Source organism: Streptomyces sp. ISL-12 (genome assembly GCF_018614415.1).
Taxonomy (GTDB): Bacteria; Actinomycetota; Actinomycetes; order Streptomycetales; family Streptomycetaceae; genus Streptomyces.
This window is the reverse complement of record NZ_JAGGOO010000015.1, coordinates 30,365-47,149: the sequence shown is the minus strand read 5'-3', so window position 1 is coordinate 47,149 and position 16,785 is coordinate 30,365. Positions and strand designations below refer to the sequence as shown.

Below are 16,785 nucleotides of genomic sequence, written 5' to 3'. Positions count from 1 at the left end.
CTCAGTCCCATTCCAGGCCGCCGCGCCGCCATACGTACGCGTACGCGACGAAGACGGTGAGCACGAAGAGCAGCATCTCCACGAGCCCGAAAACTCCCAGGGCGTCGAAGGTGACGGCCCAGGGGTAGAGGAAGACGATCTCGATGTCGAAGACGATGAAGAGCATCGCCGTCAGGTAGTACTTGATGGGGAAGCGCCCGCCGCCGGCCGGCGTGGGGGTCGGCTCGATTCCGCACTCGTAGGCCTCGAGCTTGGCCCGGTTGTACCGCTTCGGACCGATCAACGTGGCCATGACCACGGAAAAGATCGCAAAGCCTGCCCCGAGGGCTCCCAGTACGAGGATGGGCGCATACGCGTTCACCGCTCCTCGCTCCTCTCAGTCGGCACTGACTGCTGGCGGTTTTGCCCGGGCTCACAGCCGCCTCAGCAGCCCCACGAGCCCCGCTGGTCCCGGCGAAGATCGCGAACATGTGAAGCAGGTCACAAGCCCAACTGCTCCGCATCTTATGCCTGTGGCTCTGTGATCTGCGACACGGGGTATCGCACAAGCTTTGTGATCTCCACCACCTGACGAAGGATCATGAAGTCGGATGAGCGGTGATCTTCACACAGGAAGCTTCCGACTGATCACCAGTGGTGACATTTTCCCTCGTCGACGCTGCTCAGCGGGGTCGTCTCAATATCAAGAAGGTTCCCGTGCATGCAAATTGGCGCTGGACTCGATCACTTGATAGTGGGCCCGCGTTCACATCCCGGGGCCGGACGAGGGCTCCGGTGTGAATGCGTGCGCGCGTTCACGAGCGGACGCGCACACCCGGGTGACCGTTCCGTGACCTCCGCCACATCCATGAGAGGCGCATGAGAAGCGGGCTTGGCCATCTGCCTCAACCAGTGGTAAGCGGGGAGCAATTCGGGCGTAACGATCAAAGACCGTGATCACAGGCTTGTTACAGCCGCCCGCTATGTCCGTTACGGCGTCAGAAAAGGGCGGTGTGCCGAGCTTTCGCGGCGCCGGCTGAACAACTGTGGCGCAGCACACGTTTCTTGTAGGTATGGAGGAGCTCCTGATACCGGTTGTACCCATGTCCCACACCGCTCACATACGCAGCCACCGGAAGCCCCGCCGCAGCGCGTCGACGACCGTCGCGATGCGGGCCGGAGTTGCCGGTGGCGTCCTCAGCACGCTGGCAGTGGCCGGAGCATCGGGTTCGGCGAACGCGGCCGAGCCGGTGACGCAGACCCTGGAGCTGCCCACCCTGACGGCCGAGATGGCCGCCCAGGTCGCGCAGTCCGCGGACGCCACCCAGCAGGCCGCCGCGAACTACCAGCTGCAGGCCGAGCGTGACGCCGCCGCGGCCAAGGCCGCCAAGGAAGCCAAGGCCGACCTGAAGGAGGCCAAGGCGAAGGCCGCGGCCAAGAAGAAGGCCGCGCAGGAGGCCCGCAGGGACGCGGCGGAGCGCGCCGCCCGCGACGCCGAGCGCGCCACCCTGACCGTCTCGGCCGACACCGACACCGGCTCCGGCGACACCGGCGGCTCCTCCGCGAGCACCAGCACGTCCACGGCCACCGGTTCCGCCGCCGCGGTCGTCTCCTTCGTGCGGGCCCAGGTGGGCGCGGCCTATGTCTCCGGCGCCACCGGACCGTCCGCCTACGACTGCTCCGGCCTGGTCCAGGCCGCCTACAAGCAGGTGGGCGTCAGCCTGCCCCGCGTCTCCCAGGACCAGTCCGTGGCCGGCACCCAGGTCTCGCTGGACAGCCTCCAGCCGGGCGACATCCTCTACTGGGGCGGCGCCGGCAGTGCCTACCACGTGGGCATCTACGTCGGCGACGGCATGTTCGTCGGCGCCCAGAACTCGTCCACCGGCGTCGTCGAGAAGCCGCTCTCCTACGACCCGCCGAGCGGTGCGGTGCGCGTGCTCTGATCCGAGTTATCCACAGCTCTGCACAGTCGAAGGGCCGTTGTCCACAGGGGCAGCGGCCCTTCGCCCTCTCCTGCCATGCTCGGTCTGTGGCCAGCTGATCGCACCAGCCGAAGGAGAGAGACCATGCCGAGTGTGTTCGTACAGGGGCGGCCCGCCGCCGATTACCCGCCGTTCGCGCCCGAGGCCCGGCGCGGCAGCGTGCGGCGGGTCACCGAGGTGGGCGAGGCGGTGCTGCACAAGCCCTGCCGGGACGTCACCGAGTTCGGTCCCGACCTCGCCGCGCTCATCGACGACATGTTCCTGACCATGTACGTCGCCGAAGGGGCCGGACTCGCGGCCAACCAAGTGGGCGTCGGCCTGCGCCTGTTCGTCTACGACTGCCCGGACGACGACGGTGTCCGGCATGTCGGGCACATCGTCAATCCGGTGCTGGAGCCCGTCGGTCCGGACGGGCGGCGGCTGCTCGACGAGGGCGAGGGCTGTCTGTCGGTGCCGGGCGCCGTCATGGACGTACCGCGCCCGGACCGGGCGGTGGTACGCGGGTTCGACAAGGACGGCGCACCGCTGCTCGTCGAGGGCACCGGTTACTTCGCCCGGTGCCTCGCCCACGAGACCGACCACCTGGACGGGCGGGTGTACCTGGACCGTCTCTCCGCGCGGGAACAGAAGGCGGCGCTGCGGCAGTCGGCGGACCGGCGCGAGGAGGTGTTCGCACGCCGGGCCGCCAGAGCCGCGCGGTTCACGGGGTGAGCGGGCCGGGGGTCAGCGGGTGACCCGGTGCCCCGCGGCCGGGAGGCTCACGCCTTCGGGGCCACCTTGGTCAGTCCGTTGATGATGCGGTCCATCGCGTCGCCACCGGTCGGGTCCGTCAGGTTGGCGAGCATCTTCAGGGTGAACTTCATCAGCACGGGGTGGGTCAGACCGCGCTGGGCGGCGATCTGCATGACCTTCGGGTTGCCGATGAGCTTCACGAAGGCGCGGCCGAGGTTGTAGTAGCCGCCGTAGGTGTCCTTCAGGACGCGCGGGTAGCGCTGGAGGGCGGTCTCGCGCTGGGAGGGCGTGGCCCGCGCGTGTGCCTGGACGATGACGTCGGCGGCGATCTGGCCGGACTCCATGGCGTAGGCGATGCCCTCGCCGTTGAAGGGGTTCACCAGGCCGCCGGCGTCACCGACGAGCAGCAGGCCGCGGGTGTAGTGGGGCTGGCGGTTGAAGGCCATCGGGAGGGCGGCGCCGCGGATCGGGCCGGTCATGTTGTCCGGGGTGTAGCCCCAGTCCTCGGGCATGGAGGCGCACCAGGCCTTGAGGACCTCGCGCCAGTCCAGGTCCTTGAAGGAGGAGGAGGTGTTGAGGACGCCGAGACCGACGTTGGAGGTGCCGTCGCCCATGCCGAAGATCCAGCCGTAGCCGGGGAGGAGGCGGTCCTGGGGGCCACGGCGGTCCCACAGTTCGAGCCAGGACTCCAGATAGTCGTCGTCGTGCCGGGGGGAGGTGAAGTAGGTGCGGACCGCGACGCCCATCGGGCGGTCCTCGCGACGGTGCAGACCCATCGCCAGCGACAGCCGGGTGGAGTTGCCGTCGGCGGCCACCACCAGCGGGGCGTGGAAGGTGACGTCCCGCTTCTCCTCGCCGAGCTTGGCCTGGACGCCGGTGATGCGGCCGGTGCGGTCGTCCACGACCGGGGCGCCGACGTTGCAGCGCTCGTACAGCCGGGCGCCGGCCTTCTGGGCCTGGCGGGCGAGCTGTTCGTCGAAGTCGTCGCGTTTGCGGACCAGACCGTAGTCGGGGAAGGAGGCGAGGTCGGGCCAGTCGAGCTGGAGGCGGGTGCCGCCGCCGATGATCCGCAGGCCCTTGTTGCGCAGCCAGCCGGCCTCCTCGGAGATGTCGATACCCATCGCCACCAGCTGCTTGACCGCGCGGGGGGTGAGCCCGTCGCCGCACACCTTCTCGCGGGGGAACGCGGTCTTCTCCAGCAGCAGGACGTCGAGTCCGGCCTTGGCCAGGTGGTACGCGGTGGTGGAGCCGGCTGGCCCCGCGCCCACGACGATCACATCGGCGGTGTTGTCGGAGAGGGGCTCGGTCACGGCGGGGTCTCCCACGGGTTCGGAATTCTGCGTGCCGACGGGCACCGGACATGGGCAGTCTATTCAGCGTCACCGATCACCCGGCTGAAGGGCTGCCCCGTGAAACGAGCTCTCCCCGCTGTACGGTTGCGTGTTCCCACCGACGAGGACGCCGTCGCCTGGCACCGGGCCTTCGACGACCCGGAGGTCATGGAGTTCCACGGCGGCCGGCCGGCGGAGCTGTCCGTGTACGAGGAACTCACCGCCCGCCAGCGCCGGCACGACGCCGAGCACGGCTTCTGCCTGTGGACCGTCCTCGACGAGCGGGACGAGGTCATCGGCTTCACCGGCGCCCAGCCGTGGCCGCGGGACTGGGGCCCCAAGGGCGAGATCGAGATCGGCTGGCGGCTCGCCCGGCCGCACTGGGGCAAGGGGTACGTGACGGCGGCGGCCCGGGAGACGGTACGGCGGCTGCGCGCGGCGGGGCTACCGGGGGTGGTCGCGATGGTCGACGCGGACAACGAGCGCTCCATCGCGGTGACGCGGCGGCTGGGGATGCGGCTGGCGGAGGTGTTCATCACGCCTCGGTCGCAGCGGCAGGGGCACTGCTATCGCCTGGAGTTGTGACGGAGAGTAACGGAGGGAGGGGATTCGACTACGTATCGCTACAAAAAGCTTCCGGCGGGTGCGCGGCGGGGGTTACTCTGCCCGTACCGCTGGGGGTGAGGTTCTGTGCGCAACGCACCCGAGACACCCGATACATCCGAGACGCCCGAGGTACGCGTGCCGCGTCTGGTCGGTCTGATGGCCGTGGACGCGCGCCGCGCGGCCGAGGCGCGCGGGGTGCTGCTGGCCGCCCCCGACCGGCCCGAACTGCACCGCGTGGTCGTGGAGTACGTCGTACGGCAGTACCCGCCGCCCGGGGCCGAGGTGCCGCGCGGGGCCGCGGTCACCGTGTGGTTCGACTTCGGCGCGGGTGAGGGCGGCGGGGGCGCCGGGGTACGCGAGCCCCGGACTCCGGCGCCGCCCGGCGGCGGACTGCGCCGGGCACTGGACGAGCCGGGCACGCCGGATGCGGCCAGGGACGGGGCGGGTGCGGCGGCGGGCACGGCGGGTGCGGCAAGGGTGTCGGGGGCGGAGGGCGCACCGGTCGCCGTCCCGTACGCGGTTCTCGGCGGGTAGGCGGTTCTCGGCGCGCAGGCGGTTCTCGACGCGCAGGCGATTCTCGACGCGCAGGCGGTTCTCGACACGTAGGCGGTTCTCGACACGTAGGCGGTTCTCGACGCGCAGGCGATTCTCGACGCGCAGACGGTTCTCGGCGCGCAGACGGTTCTCGACGCGCAGGCGGTTCTCGACGCGCAGGCGATTCTCAGCGCGCAGACAGTCCTCGGCGTGTACGCGGTCCTCGACGCGTCCTGAGGTCGGCTCCGCCGGGAACTTCGGGGTCAGCTCTCCTTGAAGCCCCGGTGCAGGGCCACGATGCCGCCGGTCAGGTTCCGCCAGGCCACCTTGGACCAGCCGGCCTTGCGCAGCCGTTCGGCCAGGGCGGGCTGGTCGGGCCAGTCGCGGATGGACTCGGCGAGGTAGACGTACGCGTCCGGGTTGGAGGACACCGCGCGGGCGACCGGCGGCAGGGCACGCATCAGGTACTCGGTGTAGACCGTACGGAACGGCGCCCACGTCGGGTGCGAGAACTCGCAGATGACGACCCGGCCGCCGGGCTTGGTCACCCGGTACAGCTCGCGCAGCGCCGCGTCCGTGTCCTGGACGTTGCGCAGCCCGAAGGAGATGGTGACCGCGTCGAAGACGTCGTCCGCGAACGGCAGCCGCGTCGCGTCGCCCGCGGTGAACGGCAGCCACGCGTGGCGCCCCTTGCCGACCTGGAGCATCCCGAGCGAGAAGTCGCAGGGGACGACGTACGCGCCGGTGCGGGCGAAGGGCAGCGAGGAGGTCGCCGTGCCCGCGGCCAGGTCGAGGACCTTCTGCGCGGGCCGGGCGTCGACGGCCCGGGCGACCTCCTTGCGCCACACCCGGTCCTGGCCGAGCGACAGCACGTCGTTGGTGAGGTCGTACCGGGCCGCCACGTGGTCGAACATCGAGGCGACTTCGTGCGGCTGCTTGTTCAGGGAGGCGCGGGTCACCCGCCCATTCTTACAGGCCGCGCCGGCCGGGCTCACGGCAGGAGCCGCGGCCTCTTGCGCCCCGCCACGTCCTCCACCCATCCGCAGGCCAGCACGAACAGCGCGATCAGCACCCAGCCGATGCCGAACATGAACCACTGGCTCTCCAGCGGCAGGTACGTCTCGAACGCGGGCACCTTCCAGAACTGGTCGACCAGCGGCACGGCCAGGATCAGCGCCAGCTCGTGCCAGAGGTAGATCGTGACGGCCCGGGCGTTGAAGACGCTGACCAGCCGGTCCAGCCGCCGGAAGCGGGCGAGGCCCGCGAAGTCGACGTTCAGCCTGGCCTTGGAGTACATCAGCAGCGTCACGAAGCCGGCCGACCAGAACGCCTGGGCCAGCGGGATGTCGTCCAGGTCGTAGGTGCCGTACTCGGCCTGGTGGGCGAGGGCGTACCAGCCGCCGTAGCCGAGCGCGGCCAGCGACAGGACCACGACCGCGGCCGGTTTCAGCCGGGCCAGCACCCCGTCGCGGTGCGCGAAGCCGAGCACCCAGCAGAAGAGGTACGTCGCCAGGTCGAGGAGCCCGGTGCCGAACCGGTTGTCGGGCGGCTGCCAGACGAACTGGAAGACGAGGATCGGGGCGAGGGACGCCAGCAGCACGGGGACCGGCGCCAGCCGGAACACCTTCAGCAGCAGGGGGGAGACGAGGACGAACCACAGGTAGGTGCGCAGGTACCAGAGGATCTCCCAGGCCTGTTCGCCCCAGGCGTTGCCCGGCGGGTCGCCGAGCGGCACGATCCAGTAGACGATCTGCCAGCCCGGCATCCAGCCGTGGATCAGCATCGCGACGACGACGAAGAGGCCCCAGAACCAGAAGGGCGGCAGCAGTCGGCGGATGCGGCTCTTGACCACCTTCAGGGCCGGGCGTTCCAGCGACTTCGCCATCAGGGTGCCGGCCAGGCCGAACATGATCCCCATGGACGGGAAGACCATCCCGGCCCAGGCCCAGCCGAAGGTGTGGTACGTCACGACGCGGACGAGGGCGACCGCGCGCAGGGTGTCGAAGTACCGGTCCCGGCCGCCGGACCGGGCCGCGGGCGGCGGCGCCGGTTCCGACTCCGGCGGAGACTGCGGTTGCGGTTCCGGCTCCGGCTCCACCTGGGGCAGCTGCGCCGTCGACTCGGCCGACGGCGCCTCCTGCTGCCCGTACGCGCCGTACTCGCCGTACTCGCCGTACTGCTGCGGGTACGGCTGCGGCTGGGGCTGCGGCGGGACGTACGGCTGCGGAGACCCGTACTGCTGGGGAGACCCGTACTGCTGGGGAGACCCGTACTGCTGGGGCGGCACATACGCCTGCCCCTGGTCGCCGTACCCGCCGTACCCGTACCCCTGCCCGTACTGGCCCTGGCCCTGGCCAGACCCGGGCCCGGGACGCTGCCCGGGCCCGTACTGGTCCCAGCTCATCCGCCGGCCCCCGCCGGAGTGCCGACCTCGCCCGTCCGCTTCAGCTTCTGCCAGCGCAGCCGGCCGCCGGTGAGGGCGGTGATGCAGGAGTGGATCAGGACGAGGTACATCATCTGCCGGTAGGCGAGCTGCTGGAGCGGCATCATCAGCAGGTACCGGTACTTCTCCTTGTCCAGCCGGAAGGCGTACGCCGCGCAGAACAGCTGGATGCCCAGCACCGCCAGCCACGCCAGCAGCGCGGCCTTGAAGTCGACGAAGATCATCGAGTACGCGGTGAAGACGTCGATCAGCGGCGCGAAGACCGGCGTGATGATCTGGAAGATCACCACCAGCGGCATGCCGACCCGCCCGAAGCGGCCCGAGGGGCCCTTGTCGGTCAGGGACTTCCGGTGCTTCCACAGCGCCTGCATCGTGCCGTAGGACCAGCGGTAACGCTGCGACCACAGCTGCTTCAGCGAACCCGGCGCCTCGGTCCAGGCGCGGGCGTGCTCCTGGTAGACGACCCGCCAGCCCGCGCGGTGCATGGCGATGGTGATGTCGGTGTCCTCGGCGAGGGTGTCCTCGCTCATGCCGCCGACCTCCAGGACCGCCTCGCGGCGGAACGCGCCGATCGCGCCGGGGATGGTCGGCATGCAGCGCAGCAGGTCGTACATGCGCCGGTCGAGGTTGAAGCCCATCACGTACTCGATGTGCTGCCAGGCCCCGATGATGGTGTTGCGGTTGCCGACCTTGGCGTTGCCCGCGACCGCGCCGACCTGGGGGTCGGCGAACGGCTGGACGAGGTGGCGTACGGTCTCCGCCTCGAAGACGGTGTCGCCGTCCATCATCACGACGATGTCGTGACTGGCGTTGCGCACGCCGTTGTTGAGGGCGGCCGGCTTGCCCGCGTTCTCCTGGCGGATGACGCGGACGTTGGTCATGCCGAGCGCGTCGGCGGCCTCGCGGGCGATCTCGGAGGTGCCGTCCGAGGAGCCGTCGTCCACGATGATGACCTCGATCGGGTGGGTGCTCTGCGCCAGCGACTTCAGGGTGTTGGCGATGCACTCCTTCTCGTTGTACGCCGGGACGATCACGCTCACCGGGCGGGTGACGGTCGGGCCCCAGCTGAACCGGCGTTTGTTGCGCTGTCTGTAGTGCCGGCGGGCGAGGATCAGCATCATCCCGAACCGGCCCATGACGGCGACGCCCACCACCATCAGCCCGACCGAGAGCGCCGGGACCGTCCACTCGGCGACGCGGACGGCCGCGATGAGCGCCTTGCCCTCGTAGAGGGTCGTGCCGGTGGCCTCGCGGTGGGCGGCCTGGAGCTGCGATCCGCTGTCGGCGCCCGTACCCGTACCGGTGCCGTTGTCGGTACCGGTACCGGTACCGCCCTGCGCGGCCTCGGCGCCCGGCGCCGTGCCCTGCCCGGCTCCTGCCGCCGCCGCGGCCGGGGCGCCCGCGCCCTGCTCCGCCATGACACCGCTGATGGTGGTGAAGGTGTAGCCCTTCGCCTTCATCTTCTCGATGTACTTCGGCAGCGCCTTGATCGTCTGCGAGCGCTCCCCGCCCGCGTCGTGGAAGAGCACGGAGGCGCCCTCGCCGTCCTCCGGCGTCGCCCACTTGATGATCTTCGAGACGCCGGGCTTCTTCCAGTCGTCGCTGTCGGTGTCGATGAAGACGCTGGTGTAACCGTCCTCACCGAGCTTCTCGTAGACCGGCCAGCTGTAGTTGTCGATGGCGTCCATCTCCGAGGAGTACGGCGCCCGGAACAGCGTCGTCGTGATCCCGGCCGCGCCCGCCAGCGCGAGCTGGGTCTGCTCGATCTCCCGGGTGATGCGGGCGTCGCTCTGGTAGGAGAGGTCGACGTGGGTGAAGGTGTGGATGCCCACCTCGTTGCCCTGGTCGACCAGGTCGTCGACGATGTCCGGGTAGCGCGAGACCATCGACCCGACCAAGAAGAAGGTGCCCGGGACGTCGTACTCCTCCAGGATCTCCAGCACCTGGGGCGTCCACGTCGGGTTCGGCCCGTCGTCGAAGGTCAGCGCGATCGTCTTGTCCGGCACGGAGACGGTGGTGGCCTGGCCGCCGCGGAAGGACAGGATCGGCCCGCCCTCCAGCACGTCGTCGGGGACGTCGCTGGAGCTGGCGCCGGTACGGACGCGCTGGTCGCCGCCGACCTCGGCGCGCAGGTAGCCGTCCAGCAGCATGACGCAGGTCAGGGCCAGCAGGAGCAGCAGAGCGAGGATGACCCGCGGCTTCTGCAGCGCGGCGGCCCGGCCGGCGGCGCGTTCCATCCGGCTCGGTGCCCGGCGGCGGCCGCGGGAAGGTGGTGTCGTGGTCATGGAGTTGGCTGCGATTCCGGTCAGTCGGCGGTCGCGGAGGCGGCCGGGGCGGAAGCGGTGGCGGTGGCGGAGGCGGAGCCGATCGCGGCTCCGGTGGGCGGAACACCGGTGGGGGCGCCGGACGGAACGCCGCTGGGCGCACCGCTGGGCATCCCGGTCGGGGCGACGCCGCCCTGCGGCTGCATGCCCCCGCCGGGGGCGGAGGCGTTGCCGCCGCCTCCGAAGGGCAGCAGCGACGACGGGTTGATCGAGGTGCCGATGCCCATGAAGGCCAGGCCCAGCACGACCGCGTACCCCATACAGACGACGCCGACGAGGATGCCGAGCCGGCGCAGCAGCTTGGCCCGGCGTCCGGAGTTGTCAACGAACACAGGACCGTCGACCGATGCGGCGGACCCGTTACCGCGTTTGCGGCGGCGACCGCGCGCAGCGGCGCGGCTTTCGATGGCAGGCTCGGAATGCATTCCTCAGATGTTAGAAGCACTTCATGTGATCAAAACTCTGGCTTTCTTGTGAGGCGCCCATGAGAACGGGCCGGACCTGTCATTCCGCTGAGAAACCGCAGGAAAACGCGGCTCTTTGCCAGGAGGGGCACAGTCGCGTGTGGCACCTTTCCGGTTCGGAGACACGTTCTGTTTCCGTCCTGGGACATACATCTTGAGAGCGGGAGCGTACGCGATGAGGAGTCCACGAAAAGCCGCAGCAGGGCTGATCTGTCTGTTCGCCCTGGCAACTGCGGGCTGCTCCGCGGGAGGTGACGACTCCTCAGACGCGGCGCCCGAGGCCCCGTCCTCCAGCACGCCGTCGGCGCCGTCCGGCACCACGTCGTCCACCGGCTACGCCCCTTACGTGAGCGCCACCACCGCCAACGACCTGGACTCGGCGGGCTCCCCGGCGACGTACAACCTGGCGTTCGTCATCTCCTCCGGCAGCGGTTGCACCCCCGAGTGGAACGGCAGCCACGCCATCGACGACTCGTCGGTCGCCTCCCGCATCTCGGACCTCACCGCGGACGGCTCCTCGGTCCGGGTCTCCTTCGGCGGCGCCTCCGGCGACGAGCTGGCGGCGACCTGCGACAGCGCGGAGGAGCTGGCGGAGGCGTACGGCGAGGCACTGGACGCGGCCGGGGGCGCCACCCTCGCCGACTTCGACATCGAGGGCGACGAGCTGACCGACTCCGACTCCGTCGACCTGCGTTCGGAGGCGATCGCGCTGCTCCAGGAGGAGCGCACGGACCTGACGGTCTCCTTCACCCTCCCCGTGATGCCCTCGGGGCTGGACGACGACAGCGTCGCGTTGCTGGAGTCCGCCAACAACCACGCCGTGCAGGTCTCCACGGTCAACCTGATGACCATGAACTACGGCGAGTCCTACGACGGCGACATGGGCGACTACGCCCTCACCTCCGCCAAGGCCGCGCACACCCAGCTGAAGGAGATCTTCGGCCTCTCCGACGCGAACGCCTGGCGGGGCATGGCGCTGACCTCGATGATCGGCGTCAACGACGTCGACGGGGAGACGTTCACGCTCGCCGACGCGGCGGAGGTACGGACGTTCGCCGAGGAGAAGGAGATCGCCTGGGTGTCGATGTGGTCGACCTTCCGCGACCAGCAGTGCGACGACGACACGGACTCCAGCGACGCGGCGACGGACTGCAGCGGGGTCGACCAGGAGGCGGGCGCCTTCGGGGAGGCGTTCGCGGGCTGAGCCCCACCGGGCCCCGCGGGCTCACCGCCGCGGTGTACGGGCCCCCGCGGGCTCACCGCCGCGGTGTACGGAACCCCGCCGGCTCACCGCCGCGGTGTACGGAACCCCGCCGGCTCACCGCCGCGGTGTACGGAACCCCGGGCTCATCGCCGCCGGTGTGCCGAACCCCCGCGGCCACCGGTGCACCGAACCCCCGCGGGCGCACCCCCGCCGATGCGCCGGGCCCCGCAGGCTCACCCCCGCCGATGTGCCGGGCCCCGCAGGCTCACCGCCGCCGGTGCACCAGCCGCCCCGCGCACACCGTCGCGAGGCACGCGCCGTCGGCGTCGAACACGGCGAGGTCGGCCCGTCCGCCGGCGGTCAGCACCGGCCGGCGCGTGGCCGGCAGCACCGCCACGTCGTTGCGCCCGGCGGCGGCCCGCAGCCCGGCGTCGACGTACTCCGCCAGCACGGCCACCGCCCCCGACTTCAGCACGGCGTGCACGCGTTCGCGCGGGCTCGGCGCGTCGGGCAGCGCCCCCTCGTGCAGCAGCCCGGGCCCGAGCGCCCCCGGCCAGCGCCGTACCCGCGCGCCTGGGAACCTCGCCTCGATCTCACCGGCGGGCCCCACCGCGACGATCCGCCCGCCCTCGACGGCGACCGCGCCGTCGGCCAGCGGCGACGCGTCCCAGTCGGCGCGGACCTCTTCGGCGGCGTGAATGGTCAGCACGGCCGGGTCAGTCGGCCGCGATCAGCTTCAGCTCGGGGTGCGCGGTGCCGCCCTCGATCGCCGTGGACGAGATGTGCGAGACGACGCGCTCGTCGACCGGGTCGTTCGCCGGGTCGTCGTGCACCACCAGGTGCTCGTACGTCGTCGCCCGCTGCGCGGGGACCCGCCCGGCCTTCCGGATCAGGTCGATCAGCTCCAGCCGGTTGGAACGGTGCTTGGCGCCGGCCGACGACACCACGTTCTCCTCCAGCATGACCGAGCCGAGGTCGTCGGCGCCGTAGTGCAGGGAGAGCTGGCCGACCTCCTTGCCGGTGGTCAGCCAGGAGCCCTGGATGTGGGCGACGTTGTCGAGGAAGATCCGCGCGATGGCGATCATCCGCAGGTACTCGAAGAGCGTCGCCTGCGTGCGGCCCTTCAGGTGGTTGTTCTCGGGCTGGTAGGTGTACGGGATGAAGGCGCGGAAGCCGCCGGTGCGGTCCTGCACGTCGCGGATCATCCGCAGGTGCTCGATGCGCTCGGCGTTGGTCTCGCCGGTGCCCATGAGCATCGTGCTGGTGGACTCCACGCCCAGGTTGTGCGCGATCTCCATGATCTCCAGCCAGCGCTCGCCGGACTCCTTCAGCGGCGCGATGGCCTTGCGGGGGCGCGCGGGCAGCAGTTCGGCGCCGGCCCCGGCGAAGGAGTCGAGCCCGGCCGCGTGGATGCGCCGGATCGCCTCCTCGGCGCTCACCTTGGAGATCCGCGCCATGTGCTCGACCTCGCTCGCCCCCAGGCTGTGGATGACGAGCTGCGGGAACTCCTTCTTGATGGCGGAGAAGTGGTGCTCGTAGTACTCGACGCCGTAGTCCGGGTGGTGTCCGCCCTGGAACATGATCTGGGTGCCGCCCAGTTCGACGGTCTCCGCGCAGCGGCGCAGGATGTCGTCGAGGTCGCGGCTCCAGCCCTTCTTGGTGTCCTTGGGGGCCGCGTAGAAGGCGCAGAACTTGCACGCCGTGACGCACACGTTGGTGTAGTTGATGTTCCGCTCGATGATGTACGTCGCGATGTGCTCGATCCCGGCGTACTTCCGCCGGCGGATCGCGTCGGCGGCGGAGCCCAGCGCGTGCAGCGGGGCGTCACGGTAGAGGACGAGGGCTTCTTCCGGGGTGATCCGACCACCGGCGGCGGCGCGGTCGAGGACGGGCTGGAGGTCGGCCTTCTCGGTCACCGGGCGTCCCTTTCGTCAAGGGTTGTGGACAGATCGTCCCGTGTGGACGGACCGAACCAGCGTACGCCAGCGGTCTTCAGGGCCGACATCAGGCCGTGGCCGTCTCCGTCCCCCGCGGGGTTCAGGCCGTGGCGGCCTCCGTCCCGGCGGTGTTCAGGCCGTGAAGGCCCCCACCAGCAGGCCGAGGAACACCCCGCCGATCAGGAACGGCCCGAACGCGATCTGGGTGTCGCGCGCGGCCCGCCGGGCGACGACGAGGCCGATGCCGTACAGCGAGCCGAGCAGGAATCCGGCGAAGGCGCCCAGCAGGAGCGTCGCCCAGCCGTACCAGCCGAGCACCGCACCCGCCCCGAGGGCGAGTTTCACGTCGCCGAAGGCCATGCCGGAGGGGTTGATCAGGAACAGCGCGTAGTAGCCGGCGCCGAGCGCGAGGGCGCCGAGCAGGGCGGTGGTCCAGGACCCGGCGTGCTCCGGGACCAGGGAGACCAGGCCGAGCAGGGCGAGGGCGGCACCCGCCAGCGGCAGGGTGAGCGGGTCGGGCAGGCGCCGTACCCGGACGTCGACGACGGTCAGCAGCACCGCGACCGGCGCGAGCAGCAGCCAGACGGCCAGCTCGGGCCGGGTGCCGGTGGCGGCGGCGAGGGCGGCGCAGGCCGGCGCGGTGACGGCGGCGGGGACGGCGGCGCCGGGGCCGTACGCCGTCCCGTCCCGGGGGCAGCGGGCCCGCCCGAGCCAGCCCTCGACCGGGTGTCCGGCCGGGCAGGTGCGCCGCCAGTCCTCGCCGGGAGGGACGGAGAAGCGGTAGGCCGCGCGGGGCAGCAGCGCGCCCGCCGCCGCTCCCCACAGCGCGGCCACGACGACGACCAGCAGCTCGACGCTCATGCCGTGGGCCCGTTCTCCGTGTGCGGCAGCCGTGCCCGCGGCCTCCCGTCCGGGCGGAAGCGGTCGGGCCGGAAGCGAACCGGGCAACGGCGGACCTGGCAGCGGCGGACCTGGCCGACCGGACCCGGCCGGTCGGGCATCCGGCAGGGCCCCACGGCCGTGGGTTCGCCGGTCTCCAGCGGGCGCATGGCGTCCCCCCTCCCCCGGTCCCCCGGTACGCGGCCTGCGAGCAGGGTAGTGGCCCGCTCAGGGCTGGAGCAGATCCACCGTCACATCCGCCGGGAACCCGGTCGTCGGCCCGACCCGGCGGGCGAACTCGGTGACCGCCGCGAGCTGCGGCTGCCCGAAGCGGAAGTCGAGCGTGGTGAAGTACTGCGCGAGGGTCGCCTCGTCGAAGTCCTCCCAGCGGGCGGCCTGCTCGGCGACCTTGTCGACCTCCTCCAGGGAGAGGTTGCGGGAGGCGAGGAAGGCCTCGTGCACCTTGCGGGTGATCTCCGGCTCGCGCTCGGCGTACTCCTTGCGGGCCGCCCAGACCGCGAAGACGAACGGCAGGCCGGTCCACTCCTTCCACAGCGCGCCCAGGTCGTGCACCTCCAGGCCGAAGCGGGGCCCGTCGAGCATGTTGGCGCGCAGCGCGGCATCGCCGATCAGGACGGCCGCGTCCGCCTCCCGCATCATCAGGCTGAGGTCGGGCGGGCAGGTGTAGTAGTCGGGCTGTACGCCGAACCGCTCGGCGAGCAGCAGCTGGGCGAGGCGGACGGAGGTGCGGGAGGTCGACCCGAGGGCGACCCGGGCACCGTCCAGCTGCTCCAGGGGTTTCTGCGAGACGATCACGCAGCTCATCACCGGGCCGTCGCAGCCGACGGCGATGTCCGGGAAGGCGACCAGTCGATCGGCGTGCTTGAGGAACTCGACCAGGGTGATCGGCCCGATGTCGAGGTCTCCCCGCACCAGCTGCTCGCTGAGCTTCTCCGGGGTGTCCTTCGTCAGCTCGAAGTCGAGGAGCGTGCCCGTTCTCGCGAGCCCCCAGTAGAGGGGCAGGCAGTTCAGGAACTGGATGTGGCCGACACGCGGCCGGGTGCGAGAATTGTCCACATCGCGAGGCTAGCCCTCGCCGGGGGATCACCGGGCGCCGACCCCCGGGCGGTTCCCCAGGGCTCCGGGCGTCAGCCGGACGCCACGGGGATTCAAACCTTCGGGTGAAGTGATCTTGCGCTCTGTTGCTTTCGGGTGCCTGCATGCTAGGCTCGCCGCAAGTTGCAGTTTGGTTTCCCTTGCAGTACAGAGCCTGCGGAGCATGTGACCGCGGGCTCTCGTCATTCTCAGACGTATGCAGTTGTGCAGAATTAAATCTTCACACTTGCTGGTTCTGGAGCAGGGCAACCCTTTGGGCCCAAGGAGGGCTTATGGCTACCGGAACCGTGAAGTGGTTCAACGCCGAAAAGGGCTTTGGATTCATCGCCCAGGAAGGCGGCGGCCCCGACGTCTTCGTCCACTACTCCGCGATCAACGCTCAGGGATTCCGGTCCCTGGAGGAGAACCAGCAGGTGTCCTTCGACGTCACGCAGGGCCCCAAGGGTCCGCAGGCTGAGAACGTCACCCCGGTCTGATCTGATCAGTTGATCTGATCTCCCGATCCGGATCGAGTGCAGTACCCAAGGAGCCCCGCGCCCTCCGGCGTGGGGCTCCTGCCTTTCCCGGCCAAAAACCACCGGCGCTGTCCGTGGCGGCCCCTACTCTCCTCGGTCATGACCACGACCGAGGCCACCCGCGCCTTCTACGACGCCATCGCCGAGGACTACGCCGACCGCTTCCGCGCCGCGGGCGCCGGCACCCCCCTCGACCGGGCCCTGATGGGCGCCTTCGCCGAGCTGGTGGGACCGGAGGGCGAGGTGGCCGACCTGGGCTGCGGGCCCGGGCGGGTCACCGCGCACCTCGCCTCGCTCGGCCTGCGCGTCTTCGGCCTCGACCTCTCCGCCGCCATGCTGGAGATCGCGCGTCGCGAGCATCCGGACCTGCGGTTCGAACAGGGCTCCATGCTGGCGCTGGACCTGCCCGACGGTGCCCTCGCGGGGGCCGTCTCCTGGTACTCGTCGATCCACACGCCCTGGGAGCGGCTGCCGGACCTCTTCGCGGAGGTGCGGCGGGTGCTGGCCCCGGGCGGGCATCTGCTGCTCGCCTTCCAGGTCGGCGACGAGCCGCTGCTCCTGGACCGCCCCTTCGGTCACCCGGTGACCCTGGAATTCGAACGCAGGCGGCCGGAGCCGGTGGCGGAACTGCTGGAGCGGGCCGGGTTCACCGTGCTGTCGCGGACGGTGCGGATCCAGGAGGAGGAGACCTCCTCGAAGGTCCCGCAGGCCTGCCTGATCGCCCGCCGCTGACCACCCG

17 protein-coding genes are annotated in these 16,785 nt (G+C 70.8%); 7 read left to right on the top strand and 10 right to left on the bottom strand.

Going from position 1 to position 16,785, the window contains the following annotated elements:
* Position 1: 1 nt before the first annotated feature.
* Positions 2-361, bottom strand: a complete 360-nt coding sequence (locus tag J7I94_RS04330) for an NADH-quinone oxidoreductase subunit A (protein WP_007383963.1) — start codon at positions 359-361, stop codon at positions 2-4.
* 721 nt (positions 362-1,082) lie between these two features.
* Here J7I94_RS04330 and J7I94_RS04325 point away from each other — a divergent pair.
* Together J7I94_RS04325 and def are read left to right on the top strand one after the other, a co-directional pair.
* Complete coding sequence (locus J7I94_RS04325) at positions 1,083-1,922, top strand: C40 family peptidase (protein WP_215165214.1); 840 nt, start codon at positions 1,083-1,085, stop codon at positions 1,920-1,922.
* 123 nt (positions 1,923-2,045) lie between these two features.
* Positions 2,046-2,672 (top strand): peptide deformylase, encoded by a 627-nt coding sequence (gene def / locus J7I94_RS04320; RefSeq protein ID WP_215165213.1) that lies wholly within the window; start codon positions 2,046-2,048, stop codon positions 2,670-2,672.
* Between the two features lie 47 nt (positions 2,673-2,719).
* Here def and J7I94_RS04315 read toward each other — a convergent pair whose 3' ends face one another.
* Positions 2,720-4,003, bottom strand: coding sequence for a geranylgeranyl reductase family protein (locus J7I94_RS04315; RefSeq protein WP_215165212.1), 1,284 nt, complete (start codon positions 4,001-4,003; stop codon positions 2,720-2,722).
* A gap of 99 nt (positions 4,004-4,102) precedes the next feature.
* Between J7I94_RS04315 and J7I94_RS04310 the strand changes: the two genes are divergently transcribed.
* Together J7I94_RS04310 and J7I94_RS04305 are read left to right on the top strand one after the other, a co-directional pair.
* Entirely contained in the window at positions 4,103-4,609 is a 507-nt protein-coding gene (locus J7I94_RS04310) for a GNAT family N-acetyltransferase (RefSeq protein ID WP_215165211.1), read from the top strand.
* A 177-nt stretch (positions 4,610-4,786) separates the two neighbouring features.
* The gene (locus J7I94_RS04305) at positions 4,787-5,164 is read left to right on the top strand and encodes a PASTA domain-containing protein (RefSeq protein WP_215165293.1); all 378 of its coding nucleotides are present in this window, start codon (positions 4,787-4,789) and stop codon (positions 5,162-5,164) included.
* A 263-nt stretch (positions 5,165-5,427) separates the two neighbouring features.
* On the opposite strand, the gene J7I94_RS04300 is transcribed toward J7I94_RS04305, so the two are convergent.
* Genes J7I94_RS04300 through J7I94_RS04285 form a run of 4 tightly spaced genes read right to left on the bottom strand, consistent with a single transcriptional unit; the run spans position 5,428 to position 10,263 of the window.
* Positions 5,428-6,123 (bottom strand): demethylmenaquinone methyltransferase, encoded by a 696-nt coding sequence (locus J7I94_RS04300; RefSeq protein WP_215165210.1) that lies wholly within the window; start codon positions 6,121-6,123, stop codon positions 5,428-5,430.
* Positions 6,124-6,155: 32 nt separating this feature from the next.
* The gene (locus tag J7I94_RS04295; protein ID WP_215165209.1) at positions 6,156-7,568 is read right to left on the bottom strand and encodes an acyltransferase; all 1,413 of its coding nucleotides are present in this window, start codon (positions 7,566-7,568) and stop codon (positions 6,156-6,158) included.
* The gene (locus tag J7I94_RS04290) at positions 7,565-9,892 is read right to left on the bottom strand and encodes a bifunctional polysaccharide deacetylase/glycosyltransferase family 2 protein (RefSeq protein WP_215165208.1); all 2,328 of its coding nucleotides are present in this window, start codon (positions 9,890-9,892) and stop codon (positions 7,565-7,567) included. Before J7I94_RS04290 ends, J7I94_RS04295 begins: the two co-directional genes overlap by 4 nt.
* 20 nt (positions 9,893-9,912) lie before the next feature.
* Positions 9,913-10,263: a hypothetical protein gene (locus tag J7I94_RS04285; protein ID WP_308114491.1), complete on the bottom strand. Its 351-nt coding sequence runs from the start codon at positions 10,261-10,263 to the stop codon at positions 9,913-9,915.
* Between the two features lie 307 nt (positions 10,264-10,570).
* On the opposite strand from J7I94_RS04285, the gene J7I94_RS04280 reads away from it, so the two are divergent.
* Entirely contained in the window at positions 10,571-11,599 is a 1,029-nt protein-coding gene (locus J7I94_RS04280; RefSeq protein ID WP_215165205.1) for a chitinase, read from the top strand.
* 265 nt (positions 11,600-11,864) lie between these two features.
* Here J7I94_RS04280 and J7I94_RS04275 read toward each other — a convergent pair whose 3' ends face one another.
* The 4 genes from J7I94_RS04275 to J7I94_RS04260 form a co-directional block, all read right to left on the bottom strand.
* Positions 11,865-12,308 (bottom strand): hypothetical protein, encoded by a 444-nt coding sequence (locus tag J7I94_RS04275; RefSeq protein WP_215165203.1) that lies wholly within the window; start codon positions 12,306-12,308, stop codon positions 11,865-11,867.
* A gap of 7 nt (positions 12,309-12,315) precedes the next feature.
* Complete coding sequence (gene mqnC, locus J7I94_RS04270) at positions 12,316-13,515, bottom strand: cyclic dehypoxanthinyl futalosine synthase (RefSeq protein WP_215165201.1); 1,200 nt, start codon at positions 13,513-13,515, stop codon at positions 12,316-12,318.
* 153 nt (positions 13,516-13,668) lie between these two features.
* The gene (locus tag J7I94_RS04265; protein ID WP_215165200.1) at positions 13,669-14,397 is read right to left on the bottom strand and encodes an A24 family peptidase; all 729 of its coding nucleotides are present in this window, start codon (positions 14,395-14,397) and stop codon (positions 13,669-13,671) included.
* 246 nt (positions 14,398-14,643) lie between these two features.
* Positions 14,644-15,492 carry a menaquinone biosynthetic enzyme MqnA/MqnD family protein gene (locus J7I94_RS04260; RefSeq protein ID WP_215165199.1) on the bottom strand — a complete coding sequence of 283 codons (849 nt, stop codon included), beginning with the start codon at positions 15,490-15,492 and terminating at the stop codon, positions 14,644-14,646.
* Between the two features lie 311 nt (positions 15,493-15,803).
* On the opposite strand from J7I94_RS04260, the gene J7I94_RS04255 reads away from it, so the two are divergent.
* Both J7I94_RS04255 and J7I94_RS04250 read left to right on the top strand, forming a co-directional pair.
* Positions 15,804-16,007, top strand: a complete 204-nt coding sequence (locus J7I94_RS04255; protein ID WP_003974443.1) for a cold-shock protein — start codon at positions 15,804-15,806, stop codon at positions 16,005-16,007.
* Between the two features lie 138 nt (positions 16,008-16,145).
* Entirely contained in the window at positions 16,146-16,778 is a 633-nt protein-coding gene (locus tag J7I94_RS04250; protein ID WP_215165198.1) for a class I SAM-dependent methyltransferase, read from the top strand.
* Positions 16,779-16,785: the final 7 nt, after the last annotated feature.